Below are 15,280 nucleotides of genomic sequence, written 5' to 3'. Positions count from 1 at the left end.
GATCGGGCGGTCGTGGCGGCACGACCGGGCTCGGTGGGCGCTGCCTGGGGCGGCGCGGAGGACGGCCTACGGACGCGACGGCGCCGCGCGGACCTTCATCAAGTCTACGACCTCGCGGGCGGCGGTCGCGACGTCGTGGTTGACCACGCGGTAGTCGAACTCGTCCTGGGCGGCCAGTTCGACCTTCGCGGTCTCCAGCCGGCGCTGCTGCTCGGCCTGGTCCTCGGTGCCGCGCCCAATCAGCCGCCGGACCAGCTCCTCCCAGGTGGGCGGCAGCAGGAAGATCAGCCGCGCCTCCGGCATCGACCGGCGCACCTGGCGGGCGCCCTGCAGGTCGATCTCGAGCAGCACGCTCCGGCCTTCGGCCAGCGCCTTCTCGATCGGGGCGCGGGGCGTGCCGTACCGGTACGCATTGTGCACGGTCGCGTATTCCAGCAGCTCGCCGCCCTCGATCATCCGGTCGAACTCGGCGTCGTCGACGAAGTAGTAGTTGACCCCGTCGACCTCGCCCGGGCGAGGCTTGCGCGTGGTCGCCGAGACCGAGAGCAGCACGTCCGGATAGTTCTCCCGGATGTACGTGGACACGGTCCCCTTGCCGACCGCGGTCGGCCCGGCGAGCACGACGAGGCGGTTCCGCTGGCGCTCCGAGCGGTTCTCCCGCTCGATGAGGAACTGCCGCAGCCGCAGCCGCTGGTGACGGCCGAGGCCGCCGAGGCGCTTGGCGGGCGAGATGGAGAGCCGCTTCAGTGCCTCCTCCATCTTGGTCGTGCCGATGGCGGGGACGCTGAGCAGGAACTCGGTCACCCTTAGCCGGCCCTCGACACCCTCGGGGTCGGCGGTCGCACGATCGAGCACGGTCAGCGGGGACAGCTCGCGCGCGGCGATCGCAGCCTTCACGGCCGCCCGCGCGCGCCGGGCGGCGACGGCCGCCTGCGAGGCCGCGCGGCGGTCCACCTCGGGCGGGGCCGGGCGGTTCGACGCCTCAGACATGCGCGGCGCGCACCTCCTCGGCGCGGCGCGCCACGGCGTCCGCGAGACCGGCGGGTCCGGCGGTGAGCAGCCCACGGGACTCGCTCACGATGACCCCGGACGCCAGCGAGCCGAACAGGCGCGCCGCATCCTCCACCCGGGCGCCCTGGTGGCCGAACCCCGGCGCGAGCACCGGAAGGGCGGGCGTCCGCTCCCCCGCCGTCGCCACGTCGATGCCATAGTCCGCCAGGTCGACGGTCGCCCCGAGCACCAGCCCGACGGATCCGAACGGGCGCGGCCCGGACTGCTCCTGGTTGAATGCATGCACGTCTTCGATGATCGCACGCGCGACGGACTGGTTCGCCCGCGGCCCGGACTGCACGACCGCCTGCTGCACCGCCGCGGCCTCGGGGTTCGAGGTCGCCGCGAGCACGAACAAGCCCTTCCCCGCGCTCTCGCCGAGGGCCATCGCGTCGGCGAGCGAGCCGACGCCCTGGTAGGCCGCGACCGTCATCGCGTCGGCCTCCAGCGGCGAGCCGGGCGTCAGCCAGGCCTCCGCGTAGGCCGTGACGCTGGTGCCGATATCGCCGCGCTTGACGTCCGCGATCACGAGCAGACCGGCCGCTCGCGCTGCGGCGAGCACGTCCTCCAGCGCGGCGTAGCCGGCCGCGCCGAAGCGCTCGAAGAACGCCACCTGCGGCTTGACGATGCCCGCACGGCCGGCGACCGCCTCGACCGCGGTGAGCCCGAAGGAGCGCAGGCCGTCGGCCGTGGCCGGCAGCCCCCACGCCTCCAGCAGGTGGGCGTGGGGGTCGATGCCGACGCACAGCCGGCCGCGCTCGGCGAATACCGCCGCGAGCCGGTCGCCGAACGTCATGCTCGGGCGAGCCTCTCTCGCGCGTACTCCTGCAGCGACTTCACGTCGAAGCCCTCGCGGATGGCGTCGAGCGAGGCCACCGCCGCGCTCAGCTCCGCGATCGTCGTGAACAGCGGCTTGTCCGCGGCCACCGCGGCGGCCCGGATCTCGTAGCCGTCGGCGCGGGCCGAGCGGCCGCTCGGGGTGTTGATCACGACATCCACCTCGGACCGGTTGATGATGTCGACGATCGAGTCTCCGCCCGACTCCTGCGCCTCGCTGTGCTTGCGCACGATGCGCGCCTCGATGCCGTTGCGGTTCAGCACCTCGGCGGTGCCCTCGGTCGCGACGATCCCGAAGCCGAGCTGGTGGAGGCGGAGCACCGGCAGCACGACGGCGCGCTTGTCGCGGTCGGAGACCGAGACGAACACCGTGCCGGTCAGCGGCATCCCGCCGTACGCGGCCGACTGGCTCTTCGCGAACGCGGTCGGGAAGTCCTTGTCGATGCCCATGACCTCGCCGGTCGAGCGCATCTCGGGGCCGAGCACCGAGTCCACCACGGTGCCCTCAGCGGTGCGGAACCGCTTGAAGGGCAGCACGGCCTCCTTGACCGCGACGGGCGAGTCCATCGGGATGAGCGAGCCGTCCTGCTCGGGCAGCAGGCCTTCCGCGATCAGCCCGGCGATGGTCTCGCCGACCATGACCCGCGAGGCCGCCTTCGCCAGCGGGATGCCGAGCGCCTTGGACACGAAGGGCACGGTCCGCGACGCGCGCGGGTTGGCCTCCAGCACGTAGAGCACACCCGCGCCGATCGCGAACTGCACGTTCAGCAGGCCGCGCACGCCGATGCCCTCGGCGATCTTCAGCGTCGCCTCGCGCACGCGGTCGATCTCGCGGCGGCCGAGCGTGATCGGCGGCAGGGTGCAGGAGGAGTCGCCCGAGTGGACGCCCGCCTCCTCGATGTGCTCCATCACGCCGCCGATGTAGAGCCGCTCCCCGTCGTACAGCGCGTCGACGTCGATCTCGATCGCGTCGTCGAGGAAGCGGTCGACCAGCAGCGGGTGCGACGGGCCGACGATGCCCTGGCCGGCGACGCGCTCGAAGTAGTCCGCCAGCGACGCGTTGTCGTAGACGATCTCCATGCCGCGGCCGCCGAGCACGAAGCTCGGGCGCACCAGGACCGGGTACCCGATCTGCTCCGCGGCGTGCGCGGCCGACGGGTAGTCGACCGCCGTGCTGTTGCGCGGAGCGACCAGTCCGGCGTTCTCGAGGATCTCGGCGAACAGGCCGCGCTCCTCCGCCAGGTCGATCGCCTCGGGCGTGGTGCCGAGGATCGGGACGCCCGCGGCCTCCAGGCCCTTCGCGAGCCCGAGCGCGGTCTGGCCGCCGAGCTGCACGACGACCCCGACCAGCTCGCCGGTCTGCGACTCCGCGTGGATGACCTCCAGCACGTCCTCCAGCGTCAGCGGCTCGAAGTAGAGCCGGTCGCTGGTGTCGTAGTCGGTCGACACCGTCTCCGGGTTGCAGTTGATCATGATCGTCTCGAACCCGGCGTCGTGCAGCGCGAACGACGCGTGCACGCAGGAGTAGTCGAACTCGACGCCCTGCCCGATGCGGTTCGGGCCCGAGCCCAGGATGACGACCTTGCGCTTGTCGCTCGGCTCGACCTCGGTCTCCAGGTCGTAGCTGGAGTAGTGGTACGGCGTGAGCGCGGGGAACTCGCCGGCGCAGGTGTCCACCGTCTTGTAGACCGGCCGGACGCCGAGGATGTGCCGCACCTCGCGCACGTCGGCCTCGCCGAAGCCGCGGAGCTCGCCGATCTGGGCGTCGGAGAAGCCGTGGTCCTTGGCGAATCGCAGCGTGTCGGTGTCGAGGGTCGGAGCGTCCCGGATCTGATCGGCGACCTCGTTGATCAGAACGATCTGGTCGATGAACCAGGGGTCGATCTTGGTCGCCTCGAAGACCTGCTCGGGCGTCGCGCCCAGGCGGAGCGCCTGCTGCACGTCGACGATGCGGCCGTCGGTCGGGGTCGAGATGGAGGCGAGCAGCTCCTCCACCGTCCGCGTCTGCGGGCCCCAGTGGAAGGACGAGCCGCGCTTCTCCAGCGACCGCAGCGCCTTCTGCAGCGCGCTCGTGAACGAGCGGCCGATCGCCATCGCCTCGCCCACCGACTTCATGGTCGTGGTCAGGGTCGGGTCGGCGGCCGGGAACTTCTCGAACGCGAACCGCGGCACCTTGACGACGATGTAGTCGAGCGTCGGCTCGAAGCTCGCCGGGGTGACCTTGGTGATGTCGTTCGGGATCTCGTCGAGCCGGTACCCGATGGCGAGCTTCGCCGCGATCTTGGCGATCGGGAAGCCGGTCGCCTTCGATGCAAGGGCGGAGGAACGGGACACGCGCGGGTTCATCTCGATGACGATGATGCGGCCGTTCTCCGGGTTCACCGCGAACTGGATGTTGCAGCCGCCGGTGTCGACGCCGACCGCACGGATGATGTCGATGCCGATGTCGCGCATCCGCTGGTACTCGCGGTCGGTCAGCGTCAGCGCGGGCGCCACGGTGATCGAGTCGCCGGTGTGCACCCCGACCGGGTCGACGTTCTCGATCGAGCAGACGACGACCGTGTTGTCGGCCGTGTCGCGCATGAGCTCGAGCTCGTACTCCTTCCAGCCGAGGATGGACTCCTCCAGGAGCACCTCGCTGGTCGGGCTCTGGTGGATGCCGTCGCCGGCGATGCGGCGCAGCTCCTCCGGGGTGTGGGCGAAGCCGGAGCCCAGCCCGCCCATGGTGAACGACGGGCGCACGACGAGCGGGTAGCCGAGGTCTTCGGCGAACGCCAGCGCCTCGTCGACGGTGTGGGCGATGTGCGAGCGGGCGACCTCCGCGCCGGCCTCGACGACCAGCTCTTTGAAGATCTGGCGGTCCTCGCCCTTCCGGATGGCCTCGAACTTGGCGCCGATCAGCTCGACGCCGTACTTCTCGAGGATGCCGTGCTCGTGCAGCTGCATGGCCGCGTTGAGCGCGGTCTGGCCGCCCAGGGTCGGCAGGATCGCGTCCGGCTTCTCCTTGGCGATGATCGTCTCGATGACCTCCCAGGTGATCGGCTCGACGTAGGTCGCGTCGGCGAAGTCGGGGTCGGTCATGATCGTCGCCGGGTTGGAGTTGACCAGGATGACGCGCACGCCCTCGGCCTTCAGCACCCGGCAGGCCTGCGTGCCCGAGTAGTCGAACTCGACCGCCTGGCCGATGACGATCGGGCCGGAGCCGATGACGAGGACGGAGTTGATGTCGTCGCGTTTGGGCATCAGTTGTTCTCCTGGCTCTCGGTGCTGGACGCGGCGCTGTGCTGGGCGCGAATCATGTCCAGGAAGCGGTCGAAGAGGTAGTTGGCGTCGTGCGGGCCGGCCGCCGCCTCCGGGTGGTACTGCACGCTGAACGCGTTCAGGTCGAGGCAGTTGAGCCCCTCGACGACCTGGTCGTTGAGCGAGAAGTGGCTCACCTCGACCCGGCCGAAGCCGGCGGGCGAGTCGAACTCGGCGTCGATCGGCGCCTTCACGGCGAAGCCGTGGTTCTGCGCGGTGATCTCCACCCGGCCGGTGCGCTTGTCGAGCACCGGCTGGTTGATCCCGCGGTGGCCGAACGGCAGCTTGTAGGTGTCGAGCCCGAGCGCGCGGCCGAGCAGCTGGTTGCCGAAGCAGATGCCGAAGTACGGCAGGCCCGCGCGCAGGGTCTCCTGCAGCAGGGCGACGTGCTTGTCGGAGGCCTGCGGGTCGCCGGGGCCGTTCGAGAAGAACAGGGCCGAGACGCCCAGGCCCAGCACATCCTGCGCCGACACCTGCTGCGGCAGGACGTGGACGTCGAGGCCGCGGGCAGCGAGGTTCTCGAGAGTGGACTTCTTCACACCGAGGTCGAGCACCGCGACGGAGCCGACCTTCTCGCCCACCGCGGGGAGCGTGTACGGCTCGACCGTGGAGACCTCGGCGGAGAGGTTGCGGCCCGCCATGGGCGCACCGGCGAGCACGAGGTCGAGCTGCTCGCTGTCGCTCAGGTCGAAGTCCTCGCCCGAGAAGATGCCCGCGCGCATGGCTCCCGCCGACCGGATGTGGCGGGTCACGGCACGCGTGTCGATGCCGCTGATGCCGACGACGCCCTGGGCGACGAGGTCGTCGTCGAGGCTGCGCTGGGCACGGAAGTTGGACACGACGCGGCTGGGCTCGCGCACGACGTAGCCGGCGACCCAGATCTGGCGGGACTCCATGTCCTCGTCGTTGGTGCCGGTGTTGCCGATGTGCGGCGCCGTCTGCAGGACGATCTGGCCCGCGTACGACGGGTCGGTCAGGGTCTCCTGGTAGCCGGTCATGCCGGTGGCGAACACGGCCTCGCCGAGCGTGCGCCCGCGGGCGCCGTAGGCCCGGCCGACATACCGCTGGCCGTCTTCGAGGACGAGCACCGCTGGTTCTGTTGCGAGCACGTCACACCTCCTTGTCGTTCGGGACGATCTGTTCGATGGCCGCGGCGACCTGCGCCCGGCCGGCCGGGTCGACGACCCGGAAGTACGTGTCGGCGGCCGTGCCGCCGCTGGTGGTCCAGCCGAGGCGCAGCAGCCCGTCGCGCTCGACCGCCCGGTCGATGGCGACGCTCGCGAGGCCTGCGCCGGTGACGACGGCGGCCGGGATGAAGACGGGCGACTCTCCGGTCACCGCGATCCCGACGCCCTCCGGTCGGACGGCGACCGTGGCCTTCCCGCGGTACGCGAGCCCCGGAAGAGCGAGCCGCTCCAGGTGCTGGCCGGCCTTCGTCGTCGCGACGTACAGCGCCTCGGTCTCGGCCGTCGGTGCGCTCAGCGTTCCGGGCGTCGAGTAGCCGCCGCCCGCGCCGCTGTCGCGCCGAACGCGCCGCCGCCAGCCGACGACGGCCAGCGCCAGCACGATGACGACGACCGCGAGGATGCCGAGGGTGGGGAGAAGCTTATCCACGGGCGCCCACCTCCTCGGCGTCGCGCACCGCGCCGTCGAGCACGGTCGCCCGGCCCTGGTGGAAGGTCGCCACGACCCGCCCCGGCAGCGTGAGACCGAGGTAGGGCGAGTTGACGCCCTTCCCGGCGAGGTCGGCCGTGGAGAACGAGCGCGAGACGGTCGGGTCGTAGAGGAACAGGTTCGCGGGCGCACCGGCCTCCAGCGGACTGCCGTGGCCCTCCAGCCGGCCGATGCGCGCGGGCGTCGCGGAGAGCACCCGGGCGATGTCGGCCCAGTCCAGCATCCCGTTGTCCACCACACTCGCCTGCACCACCGAGAGCGCCGACTCCAGCCCGACCATCCCGAACGCCGCGGCGTCCCACTCGCAGTCCTTCGCCTCGACGGGATGCGGAGCGTGGTCGGTCGCGACGATGTCGATCGTGCCGTCGGCGAGGCCGGCGCGGAGCGCCTCCACGTCCTCGCGGCGCCGCAGCGGCGGGTTCACCTTGTAGCGCGCGTCGTAGCCGGTCGCCAGCTCCTCGGTGAGCGCCAGGTGGTGCGGTGTCACCTCGGCGGTCACGTCGATGCCGCGCGCCTTGGCCCAGCGGATGACGTCGACACTGCCCGCGGTCGACACGTGGCACACGTGCAGGCGCGAGCCGACGTGTTCGGCGAGGAGCACGTCCCGGGCGATGATCGACTCCTCGGCGACCGCCGGCCAGCCGGTCAGCCCCAGCTCGCCGGACAGCGCGCCCTCGTTCATCTGCGCGCCCTGCGTCAGCCGCGGCTCCTGCGCGTGCTGCGCGATCACGCCGTCGAACGCCTTCACGTACTCCAGCGCACGGCGCATCAGCAGCGGGTCGGAGACGCACTTGCCGTCGTCGGAGAACACCCGGACGCGGGCGCGGGACTGCGCCATCGCGCCCAGCTCCGCCAGCCGCTCGCCCTCGAGGCCCACGGTGACCGCGCCGATCGGACGGACCGTGGCGTAACCGGCGGCCTCCCCCAGGCTCAGCACCTGCTCGACCACGCCGGCGGTGTCGGCGACCGGCGACGTGTTCGCCATGGCGAACACCGCGGTGAAGCCGCCCGCCGCCGCGGCGCGCGTGCCGGTCAGCACGGTCTCGCTCTGCTCGTAGCCGGGCTCGCGGAGGTGCGTGTGCAGGTCGACCAGTCCGGGCAGCGCGAGCAGCCCGTCCGCGTCGATCGGGGTCGCGCCCGCGGAGCTCAGGCCTGTGCCGGTCTCGACGATCCGGCCGTCCTCCAGCAGCAGGTCGGTACGGCTGCCGTCGGCCAGCGTCGCGCCGCCGATCAAGATTCTTTCGCCCATGCCCACCTTCACACCGCCTGCTCTCGACCGGCACCCGACAGCAGCAGGTACAGAGCTGCCATCCGCACGGAGACGCCGTTCGCGACCTGCTCCCGGACCGTCGAGCGCGGGGAGTCCGCGGCCGCGGCCGAGATCTCCAGCCCGCGGTTCATCGGTCCCGGGTGCATCACAATGCTATCGGCCCGCAGACGCCCGAGGCGTTCCTCATCCAGGCCCCAGCGCCGCGAGTATTCGCGTGTGGTCGGGAAGAACGCCGCGTTCATCCGCTCGGCCTGGATGCGCAGCATCATCACGACGTCCGGCCCGTCCGCGATCGCCTCGTCGAGGTCGTACTGCACCGCGACCGGCCAGCCGGACACGTCCACCGGCAGCAGCGTCGGCGGCGCGACCAGCGTCACGTGGGCGCCGAGCGTGCGCAGCAGCCAGACGTTCGAGCGGGCCACCCGCGAGTGCAGGATGTCGCCCACGATCGCGACGGAGACCCCGTCGAGGTCCTTCCCGCGCGACGCCGTGCCGTGCAGGCGCCGGCGCATCGTGAACGCGTCGAGCAGCGCCTGCGTCGGGTGCTCGTGCGTGCCGTCGCCGGCGTTCAGGATGCCGGCCTGGATCCAGCCGCTCGTCGCCAGCGTCTGCGGCGCGCCGGAGGACCCGTGCCGGATCACCACGGCGTCGGCGCCCATCGCCTGCAGCGTCTGGGCGGTGTCCTTCAGGCTCTCGCCCTTGGAGACGCTGGAGCCCTTGGCGGAGAAGTTGATCACATCCGCCGAGAGCCGCTTCGCGGCCGCCTCGAACGAGATGCGCGTGCGGGTCGAGTCCTCGAAGAACAGGTTCACGACGGTCTTGCCGCGCAGCGTCGGGAGCTTCTTCACCTCGCGCTCCTGCACGTCCGCCATGTCCTCGGCGACGTCGAGCAGCCGGATGGCGTCCTCCCGCGCGAGGTCGCGCGTCGACAGCAGGTGCCTCATGCTCCGGCCTCCTGGTTCTCGTGGGGCTCGTCGATGGTCACCGACTCCTCGCCGTCCACCTCGTCGAGGCGCACGAAGATGCGCTCCGAGGCGGCCGACGGCAGGTTCTTGCCCACGAAGTCGGCCCGGATGGGCAGCTCCCGGTGTCCGCGGTCGACCAGCACCGCGAGCCGCACGGCGCGCGGTCGGCCCAGGTCGCTGACCGCGTCCAGCGCGGCGCGGATGGTGCGGCCCGAGAAGAGCACGTCGTCGACCAGCACCACGGTCTTGCCGTCGATGGGCCCGGGCAGCGACGTCGGCTGCGGGGTGCGGGTGGGGTGGCGCGACAGGTCGTCGCGGTACATCGTGACGTCGAGCGCGCCCACGATGTCGGCGGGCGAGTGGACCGCCGCCGGTTCGATGCGCTGGATGTTCTCCGCGATCCGCCGCGCGAGCACGACGCCGCGGGTCGGGATCCCAAGGATCACCAGCTCGTCCGTTCCCCGGTTGGACTCCAGGATCTCGTGGGAGATCCGAGTCAACGCCCGGGCGATGTCAGCCTGCTGCAGCACGGTGCGCGCTGTCATGCCGACCTCCTTCCCCGCCTCACAGGACGGCTCTTAAAGGATGCCTACGTACTTCTGCCACCCACTCTACCAGCCGCGACTGCGGCCCCACGGAACGTCTGCGGGTGCGCGCGCGCGCCCGCAGACGTTCCGAGCGACCGTAGTCGGCCGAGATGGCGCGGATCAGTTCCCGGCGAGGAACTTCGAGAACGCCTTCGCGTCGGTGACGCCGCCGGGGTACTGCTTGCCGTCGACGAGCACGGTCGGCGTGCCCTTGATCGTGTCGAGCACCTTCTTGCCGTCGACCTCGATCGGGCCCTTCTGCGAGTCGGCCGTGTTCCGCTGCGCCCACGCCTGGTACGGGCCGCTGTCGGCGACGCAGGTCGAGATGTCCTGCGACCCCGCGTCGCTCGCGCGCTGCGCCAGCTGCTTGTCCGTCAGCCCGTCGGAGTTCTCCTCCGGCTGGTCGGTGTACAGCGCCTGGTAGAACGGCAGGACGGCGTTCGGGTCGGTCACGGCCACGCACGTCAGGGCCGCCGCGGCCCGGGTGGAGTAGCCGGTGCCGTTAGACACCGCATCCAGGAAGGTCAGCGGGTGCAGCCGCAGCGTGATCGAGCCGTCGTCGACGGCGCTCGCGAGCGTCTTGCCGTTGGCCTGCTCGAAGGCGCCGCACACCGGGCACATCGCGTCGAACCAGATGTCGACCTTCTTCGCGCCGTCGCCGACGGTGATGAAGCCGCCGTCGAAGTCGACGGCGCCGTCGGAGCCCTTCGGCGGCGCGTCGGTCGCCGCGGGCACGTTCGAGGCGCCGCCGAGCAGCGAGCAGCCGGCGGCCGCGACGGCCACCCCGATCGCGAGCACTGCGACGGCCGCGGCACGGCGGAGGCTGGGGCGGCCCATCAGGCGCCTCTCCCCGCGGCCCCGTTCGCCTGGGCGATCTTGGCGAGCAGGCCGTTCACGAACCCGGCCGAGTCGTCCGTCGAGAGCACGGTCGCCGCCTCGACGGCCTCCGAGATCGCGACGCCGTCCGGCACCTCGTCGTTGTAGAGCACCTCCCAGACGCCGATGCGCAGGATGGCGCGGTCGACGGCGGGCATGCGCGCGAGCGTCCACCCCTGGGCGTACGTCTCGATCTGCTCGTCGATCTCGTCCTGGTGCTCGATGACGCCGTCGAGGATCTCACGGGCGTACAGCCACGAGGCTTCGCGCGCGGGCTCGTTGGCCGCGCGCTCCGCCTCCGTCGCCAGCGCCTGCCGGAGCGGCGTCTGCCGCAGGTCGGCGCTGTAGAGCACGTCGAGGGCGCGCTTGCGCGCCTTGGTCCGCGCGCTCATTCAGTCGTTGACGCGGCCGAGGTAGTCGCCCGAGCGGGTGTCGACCTTGACCTTCGTGCCGGTCTCGAGGAACAGCGGGACCTGGATCTGGTAGCCGGTCTCGACGGTCGCCGGCTTGGTGCCACCGGTGGAGCGGTCGCCCTGCAGGCCGGGCTCGGTGTAGGTGATCTCCAGCACGACGGAGGCCGGGAGCTCGACGTAGAGCGGCTCGCCCTCGTGCAGCGCGACGGTGACGTTCTGGTTCTCGAGCATGAAGTTGGCGGCGTCGCCGACGACCGGGCCCGGGATCGTGATCTGGTCGTAGTCGGAGGTGTCCATGAACACGAAGTCGGCGCCGTCCTGGTACAGGTACTGGTAGTCGCGGCGGTCGACGTTGGTGATCTCGATCTTGGCGCCCGCGTTGTAGGTGCGGTCGACGGTCTTGCCCGTGGTGACGTTCTTCAGCTTGGTGCGGACGAACGCTCCGCCCTTGCCCGGCTTGACGTGCTGGAACTCGATCACGGACCACAGCTGTCCGTCGATGTTGAGGACGATGCCGTTCTTGATGTCAGCGGTAGAAGCCAAGGCGAATGTTCCGTTCGTTCGGTGTGAAGATTCGGGTGGATGCCGCGCACGAGAGGGCGGCCCACGACGACCGCGCTTCAGCGGTCCGGGAAAGATTCTAGACGTCAGCGCGCGTTTCGGCGAATGAACGCGAGCGCCAGCCGGTACGACTCGAAGCCGAATCCGGCGATCACTCCGGTGGACACCGCGGTGATCACGCTCGTGTGCCGGAACTCCTCGCGCGCATGCGGGTTCGACAGGTGCACCTCGACGACGACACCGCCGGCGGAGGTGACCAGGGACACCGCGTCCCGCAGGGCGAACGAGTAGTGCGTCCACGCCCCGGCGTTCAGGATGACGGGCGCACCGGTGTCGGCCGCCTCGTGCAGCCAGCGCAGCAGCTGGCCTTCGTCGTCGGTCTGGCGCAGGTCGACGGTGTCGTCGCCGGCGTCCTCCGCGAGCACGGCGCGCAGGTCGTCGAGCGTCGCCGAACCGTAGACGTCGGGCTCGCGCGTGCCGAGTCGGCCGAGGTTCGGCCCGTTCAGGACGAGGATGGTCGCCACGGTCACTCCTCGCCGTCCTTCAGCGGGCGCACGCGCACCGCCGACCAGGTCTCGTCGACCGCGATGTTGCTGACGCCGCGCCAGCCGTGGGCACGCGCCTCGCCCGCGACGACGTCGCGGTTCACGTCGGCACGGCCGCCCTTGGGGTACACGACCCAGACGGCCCGGGCGCCTGCCGCGACCGGCAGCTGCTCGGCGTATCGGGCGACGAGCTCGTCGTGCGACCGCACGACCGTCGCGACGACGGCCGCGGCGGCGACCTCCGCCTCCGTCGCCCCCTCCGGGAGCGGGCCGAGCAGGACGCGGTCCGCGTCGTCCGCGACGACGATGGCGACGCCGACGCCCGGCTTCGCCTGGAACCTCTCCAGCACGGTCTTCCCGCTCACGAAGCCACCTCCTGGTATGCGGCGAACAGCAGGCTCTGGTCCGGGCCGGCCAGCACGGTCGGCCGGGCCACGTCGTCGAGCACGATGAAGCGCAGCATACTGCCCCGCGCCTTCTTGTCGCGCTGCATGGTGGCCAGCAGCGTCTGCCAGCGACCCGCCGGGTAGCTCACGGGCAGCGTGAGCGACTCCAGGATGCGGCGGTGCCGGTCGGCGACCTCGTCGCTCAGCCGGCCGCTCAGCCGGGCGAGTTCCGCGGCGAACACCATCCCCACCGAGATGGCGGCGCCGTGCCGCCACTGGTACCGCTCGGCGTGCTCGATCGCGTGGCCGAGGGTGTGGCCGTAGTTGAGGATCTCGCGCAGCCCCTGCTCGGTGAAGTCCTCCCCCACGACCCGCGCCTTGATGCCGATGGAGAGCTCCACCAGCCGGCGGAACTCCGGCGTCTCCGGGTCGGTCGCCCGGTCGACATCGGCCTCGATCGTGTCCAGGATCTCCGGCTCGGCGATGAAGCCGTACTTCACCACCTCCGCGAACCCCGCGAGGATCTCGTTCCGCGGCAGCGAGGTCAGCGTGTCGAGGTCGCAGATCACGGCGTCGGGCGCGTAAAACGCGCCGACCAGGTTCTTGCCCTCCGCGGTGTTGATGCCGGTCTTCCCGCCGACCGCGGCGTCCACCATCCCGAGCAGGGTGGTCGGCACCTGGATGAGCTTGACGCCGCGCAGCCAGGTCGCGGCCACGAAGCCGGCGAGGTCGGTGACCGAGCCTCCGCCGAAGCCGACGACCGCGTCCGACCGGGTGAAGTCGGCCTGGCCCATGATCTGCCAGAGGAAGGACGCCACCTCGACGCGCTTGGCCGCCTCCGCGTCCGGGATCTCGGCGAGCAGCACCTCGTAGCGGCCGACGAGCGACTCGCGCAGCTCCGCCGCGGCGGCGCCGAGGGTCGGCGGGTGCACGATGAGCACCTTGGCGACACCGGAGCCGAGGTGCTCGGCAAGCCGGTAGCGCAGGCCGCGGCCGACCAGCACCGGGTACGGGTGCGCGCCCGTGACCAGGATCTCGGTGGGGGCGTCGGTCATGCTGGTCCTTCCGTCTGCGGGTCCGGATTCTGCGGGTCCGGATTCTGCGCTTCCGAGGCCAGAACCCACTGCGCGATCTCGTCGGCGATGGTCTCGATCGGGCGGGACGAGGTGTCCGCCGTGTAGTCCGCGAGCGACGCGTACAACTCGCTCCGGGAGGCGACGAGCCGCTTCCACGACTCCAGGTCGGTGATCAGCGGCCGCTTGCCCCCCGCGATGCGCTTCGCGATGGCCTCCGGGCGCACCGTCAGCAGCACCACGCGCGCGGCACCCAGGTCGGCCTGCGTGTCGCGGTCGAGCACCGCGCCGCCGCCGAGCGACACGACGCCGGGGCGCCGGAGCGCCTCCGCGACGGCCTCCCGTTCGAGGGCGCGGAAGTGCGGCTCCCCGTGCTCCGCGAAGATCTGCGCGATGGGTCCGTGGCCGGCGACCACGACGGCGTCGGTGTCGACGTACGGCAGGTCGAGGAGCTTGGCGACCCGCTTCCCGACGCGCGACTTGCCGGCCGCGGGCGGCCCGATCAGCGCGATGGTGTCCCGTGTCACGGCGTCAGGCGTAGGGGGCGCTCACGCGCTCCGTGGCGAGGTTCTGCGGGATGCTGTCGAGGTAGCCCTGCAGGTTGCGCCGCGTCTCGGCGATCGAGTCGCCGCCGAACTTCTCCAGCACGGCGTTCGCCAGCACGAGCGAGACCATCGCCTCCGCGACGACCCCGGCGGCCGGGACCGCACAGACGTCGGAGCGCTGGTGGTGCGCCGGCGCGGCCTCGCTGGTGGCGACATCCACCGTACGCAGCGCGTGCGGCACGGTCGCGATCGGCTTCATCCCGGCCCGGACGCGCAGGACGCCGCCGGTGCTCATGCCGCCCTCGGTGCCACCGGCCTTGTCGCTGGTGCGCACGATCGTGCCGTCCTCGGCGATCAGCTCGTCGTGCGCCTCCGACCCGCGGCGGGTCGTGGTGAGGAAACCGTCGCCGATCTCCACGCCCTTGATCGCCTGGATGCCCATGAGCGCGGCGGCGAGCTGCGCGTCGAGCTTGCGGTCCCAGTGCACGTGCGAGCCGAGCCCCGGCGGGAGGCCGTAGGCGAGCACCTCGACGACGCCGCCGAGGGTGTCGCCGTCCTTGTGCGCGGCATCCACCTCGGCCACCATCCGCTCGGAGGTCGCCGGGTCGAAGCAGCGCAGCGGGTCGGCGTCGAGGGTGTCGACATCGGACGGGCGCGGCAGCGGGGCGTCCTCCGGGACGCGCACCGGGCCGATCGAGAGGGTGTGGCTCACCAGCGTGATGCCGAGCTCGGCGAGGAACGATCGGGCGACCGCGCCGAGCGACACGCGTGCGGCGGTCTCGCGGGCGCTGGCGCGCTCCAGGATGGGGCGGGCCTCGTCGAAGCCGTACTTCTGCATGCCGACCAGGTCGGCGTGGCCCGGACGCGGCCGGGTCAGCGCCGCGCCACGGCCGGTCTCGAGGACGGCCGGATCGACGGGCTCCGGGCTCATCACATCCACCCACTTCGGCCACTCGGTGTTGCCGATGCGGAGCGCGATCGGGCTGCCCAGGCTGTAGCCGTGGCGCACGCCGCCGGAGACCTCCAGCGCGTCCTGCTCGAACTTCATGCGCGCGCCGCGGCCATAGCCGAGCTTGCGCCGCGCGAGGTCGGCGCGGATGGCGTCGAGCGACACCGGGACCCCGGCGGGGAGCCCCTCCAGGACGGCGATGAGTTCGGGACCGTGGGATTCCCCGGCCGTGAGCCAACGAAGCATGCT

The 15,280-nt window shown here is 71.7% G+C and carries 16 protein-coding genes; all 16 read right to left on the bottom strand.

The features are described from left to right. Window positions 1-66: 66 nt before the first annotated feature. The 16 genes from gmk to aroC all read right to left on the bottom strand — a co-directional run bounded on the left by gmk (window position 67) and on the right by aroC (window position 15,277). Window positions 67-990: a guanylate kinase gene (gene gmk / locus P5G59_RS02540; RefSeq protein ID WP_301215641.1), complete on the bottom strand. Its 924-nt coding sequence runs from the start codon at window positions 988-990 to the stop codon at window positions 67-69. Beyond that, window positions 983-1,846 (bottom strand): orotidine-5'-phosphate decarboxylase, encoded by an 864-nt coding sequence (gene pyrF / locus P5G59_RS02535; protein ID WP_301215639.1) that lies wholly within the window; start codon window positions 1,844-1,846, stop codon window positions 983-985. The genes gmk and pyrF overlap by 8 nt, the downstream gene beginning before the upstream one ends. Next, window positions 1,843-5,130 carry a carbamoyl-phosphate synthase large subunit gene (carB, locus tag P5G59_RS02530; RefSeq protein WP_301215637.1) on the bottom strand — a complete coding sequence of 1,096 codons (3,288 nt, stop codon included), beginning with the start codon at window positions 5,128-5,130 and terminating at the stop codon, window positions 1,843-1,845. The genes pyrF and carB overlap by 4 nt, the downstream gene beginning before the upstream one ends. Then, a complete protein-coding gene (gene carA, locus P5G59_RS02525; RefSeq protein WP_301215635.1) occupies window positions 5,130-6,296 on the bottom strand; it encodes a glutamine-hydrolyzing carbamoyl-phosphate synthase small subunit in 1,167 nt (388 codons plus the stop codon). The genes carB and carA overlap by 1 nt, the downstream gene beginning before the upstream one ends. 1 nt (window position 6,297) lies before the next feature. Further along, window positions 6,298-6,801 carry a PH-like domain-containing protein gene (locus tag P5G59_RS02520; protein WP_301215632.1) on the bottom strand — a complete coding sequence of 168 codons (504 nt, stop codon included), beginning with the start codon at window positions 6,799-6,801 and terminating at the stop codon, window positions 6,298-6,300. Beyond that, window positions 6,794-8,110, bottom strand: a complete 1,317-nt coding sequence (locus tag P5G59_RS02515) for a dihydroorotase (RefSeq protein ID WP_301215630.1) — start codon at window positions 8,108-8,110, stop codon at window positions 6,794-6,796. The genes P5G59_RS02520 and P5G59_RS02515 overlap by 8 nt, the downstream gene beginning before the upstream one ends. An 8-nt stretch (window positions 8,111-8,118) precedes the next feature. Further along, the gene (locus P5G59_RS02510) at window positions 8,119-9,075 is read right to left on the bottom strand and encodes an aspartate carbamoyltransferase catalytic subunit (RefSeq protein ID WP_301215628.1); all 957 of its coding nucleotides are present in this window, start codon (window positions 9,073-9,075) and stop codon (window positions 8,119-8,121) included. Further along, a complete protein-coding gene (gene pyrR, locus P5G59_RS02505; RefSeq protein ID WP_301215626.1) occupies window positions 9,072-9,641 on the bottom strand; it encodes a bifunctional pyr operon transcriptional regulator/uracil phosphoribosyltransferase PyrR in 570 nt (189 codons plus the stop codon). Before pyrR ends, P5G59_RS02510 begins: the two co-directional genes overlap by 4 nt. A gap of 162 nt (window positions 9,642-9,803) precedes the next feature. Further along, window positions 9,804-10,520, bottom strand: coding sequence for a DsbA family protein (locus P5G59_RS02500; protein ID WP_301215624.1), 717 nt, complete (start codon window positions 10,518-10,520; stop codon window positions 9,804-9,806). Beyond that, a complete protein-coding gene (gene nusB / locus P5G59_RS02495; protein ID WP_301215622.1) occupies window positions 10,520-10,951 on the bottom strand; it encodes a transcription antitermination factor NusB in 432 nt (143 codons plus the stop codon). Before nusB ends, P5G59_RS02500 begins: the two co-directional genes overlap by 1 nt. Beyond that, a complete protein-coding gene (efp, locus tag P5G59_RS02490; protein ID WP_301215620.1) occupies window positions 10,952-11,515 on the bottom strand; it encodes an elongation factor P in 564 nt (187 codons plus the stop codon). It lies immediately after the preceding gene. A 104-nt stretch (window positions 11,516-11,619) separates the two neighbouring features. Continuing rightward, on the bottom strand, window positions 11,620-12,057 hold the full coding sequence (locus P5G59_RS02485; protein WP_175336263.1) for a type II 3-dehydroquinate dehydratase: 438 nt from the start codon (window positions 12,055-12,057) through the stop codon (window positions 11,620-11,622). A 2-nt stretch (window positions 12,058-12,059) separates the two neighbouring features. Continuing rightward, a complete protein-coding gene (locus P5G59_RS02480; protein WP_301215617.1) occupies window positions 12,060-12,443 on the bottom strand; it encodes a hypothetical protein in 384 nt (127 codons plus the stop codon). After that, window positions 12,440-13,519 (bottom strand): 3-dehydroquinate synthase, encoded by a 1,080-nt coding sequence (gene aroB / locus P5G59_RS02475; protein WP_301215616.1) that lies wholly within the window; start codon window positions 13,517-13,519, stop codon window positions 12,440-12,442. The genes P5G59_RS02480 and aroB overlap by 4 nt, the downstream gene beginning before the upstream one ends. Beyond that, window positions 13,516-14,064: a shikimate kinase gene (locus tag P5G59_RS02470; RefSeq protein WP_301215614.1), complete on the bottom strand. Its 549-nt coding sequence runs from the start codon at window positions 14,062-14,064 to the stop codon at window positions 13,516-13,518. The genes aroB and P5G59_RS02470 overlap by 4 nt, the downstream gene beginning before the upstream one ends. 4 nt (window positions 14,065-14,068) lie before the next feature. Continuing rightward, on the bottom strand, window positions 14,069-15,277 hold the full coding sequence (gene aroC, locus P5G59_RS02465; protein ID WP_301215612.1) for a chorismate synthase: 1,209 nt from the start codon (window positions 15,275-15,277) through the stop codon (window positions 14,069-14,071). Window positions 15,278-15,280: the final 3 nt, after the last annotated feature.

Source organism: Leifsonia virtsii (assembly GCF_030433675.1).
Classification (GTDB): domain Bacteria; phylum Actinomycetota; class Actinomycetes; order Actinomycetales; family Microbacteriaceae; genus Leifsonia; species Leifsonia virtsii.
Note: the sequence above shows the minus strand (reverse complement) of the source record. Positions and strands in the feature narration are given on the sequence as shown.

Excerpts from the sequence above, each read along its gene's own strand:
- gmk (WP_301215641.1), bottom strand. The coding sequence starts at position 990 with ATGTCTGAGGCGTCGAACCGCCCGGCCCCGCCCGAGGTGGACCGCCGC.
- pyrF (WP_301215639.1), bottom strand. The coding sequence starts at position 1,846 with ATGACGTTCGGCGACCGGCTCGCGGCGGTATTCGCCGAGCGCGGCCGG.
- carB (WP_301215637.1), bottom strand. The coding sequence starts at position 5,130 with ATGCCCAAACGCGACGACATCAACTCCGTCCTCGTCATCGGCTCCGGC.
- P5G59_RS02515 (WP_301215630.1), bottom strand. The coding sequence starts at position 8,110 with ATGGGCGAAAGAATCTTGATCGGCGGCGCGACGCTGGCCGACGGCAGC.
- P5G59_RS02510 (WP_301215628.1), bottom strand. The coding sequence starts at position 9,075 with ATGAGGCACCTGCTGTCGACGCGCGACCTCGCGCGGGAGGACGCCATC.
- pyrR (WP_301215626.1), bottom strand. The coding sequence starts at position 9,641 with ATGACAGCGCGCACCGTGCTGCAGCAGGCTGACATCGCCCGGGCGTTG.
- P5G59_RS02500 (WP_301215624.1), bottom strand. The coding sequence starts at position 10,520 with ATGGGCCGCCCCAGCCTCCGCCGTGCCGCGGCCGTCGCAGTGCTCGCG.
- nusB (WP_301215622.1), bottom strand. The coding sequence starts at position 10,951 with ATGAGCGCGCGGACCAAGGCGCGCAAGCGCGCCCTCGACGTGCTCTAC.
- aroB (WP_301215616.1), bottom strand. The coding sequence starts at position 13,519 with ATGACCGACGCCCCCACCGAGATCCTGGTCACGGGCGCGCACCCGTAC.
- aroC (WP_301215612.1), bottom strand. The coding sequence starts at position 15,277 with ATGCTTCGTTGGCTCACGGCCGGGGAATCCCACGGTCCCGAACTCATC.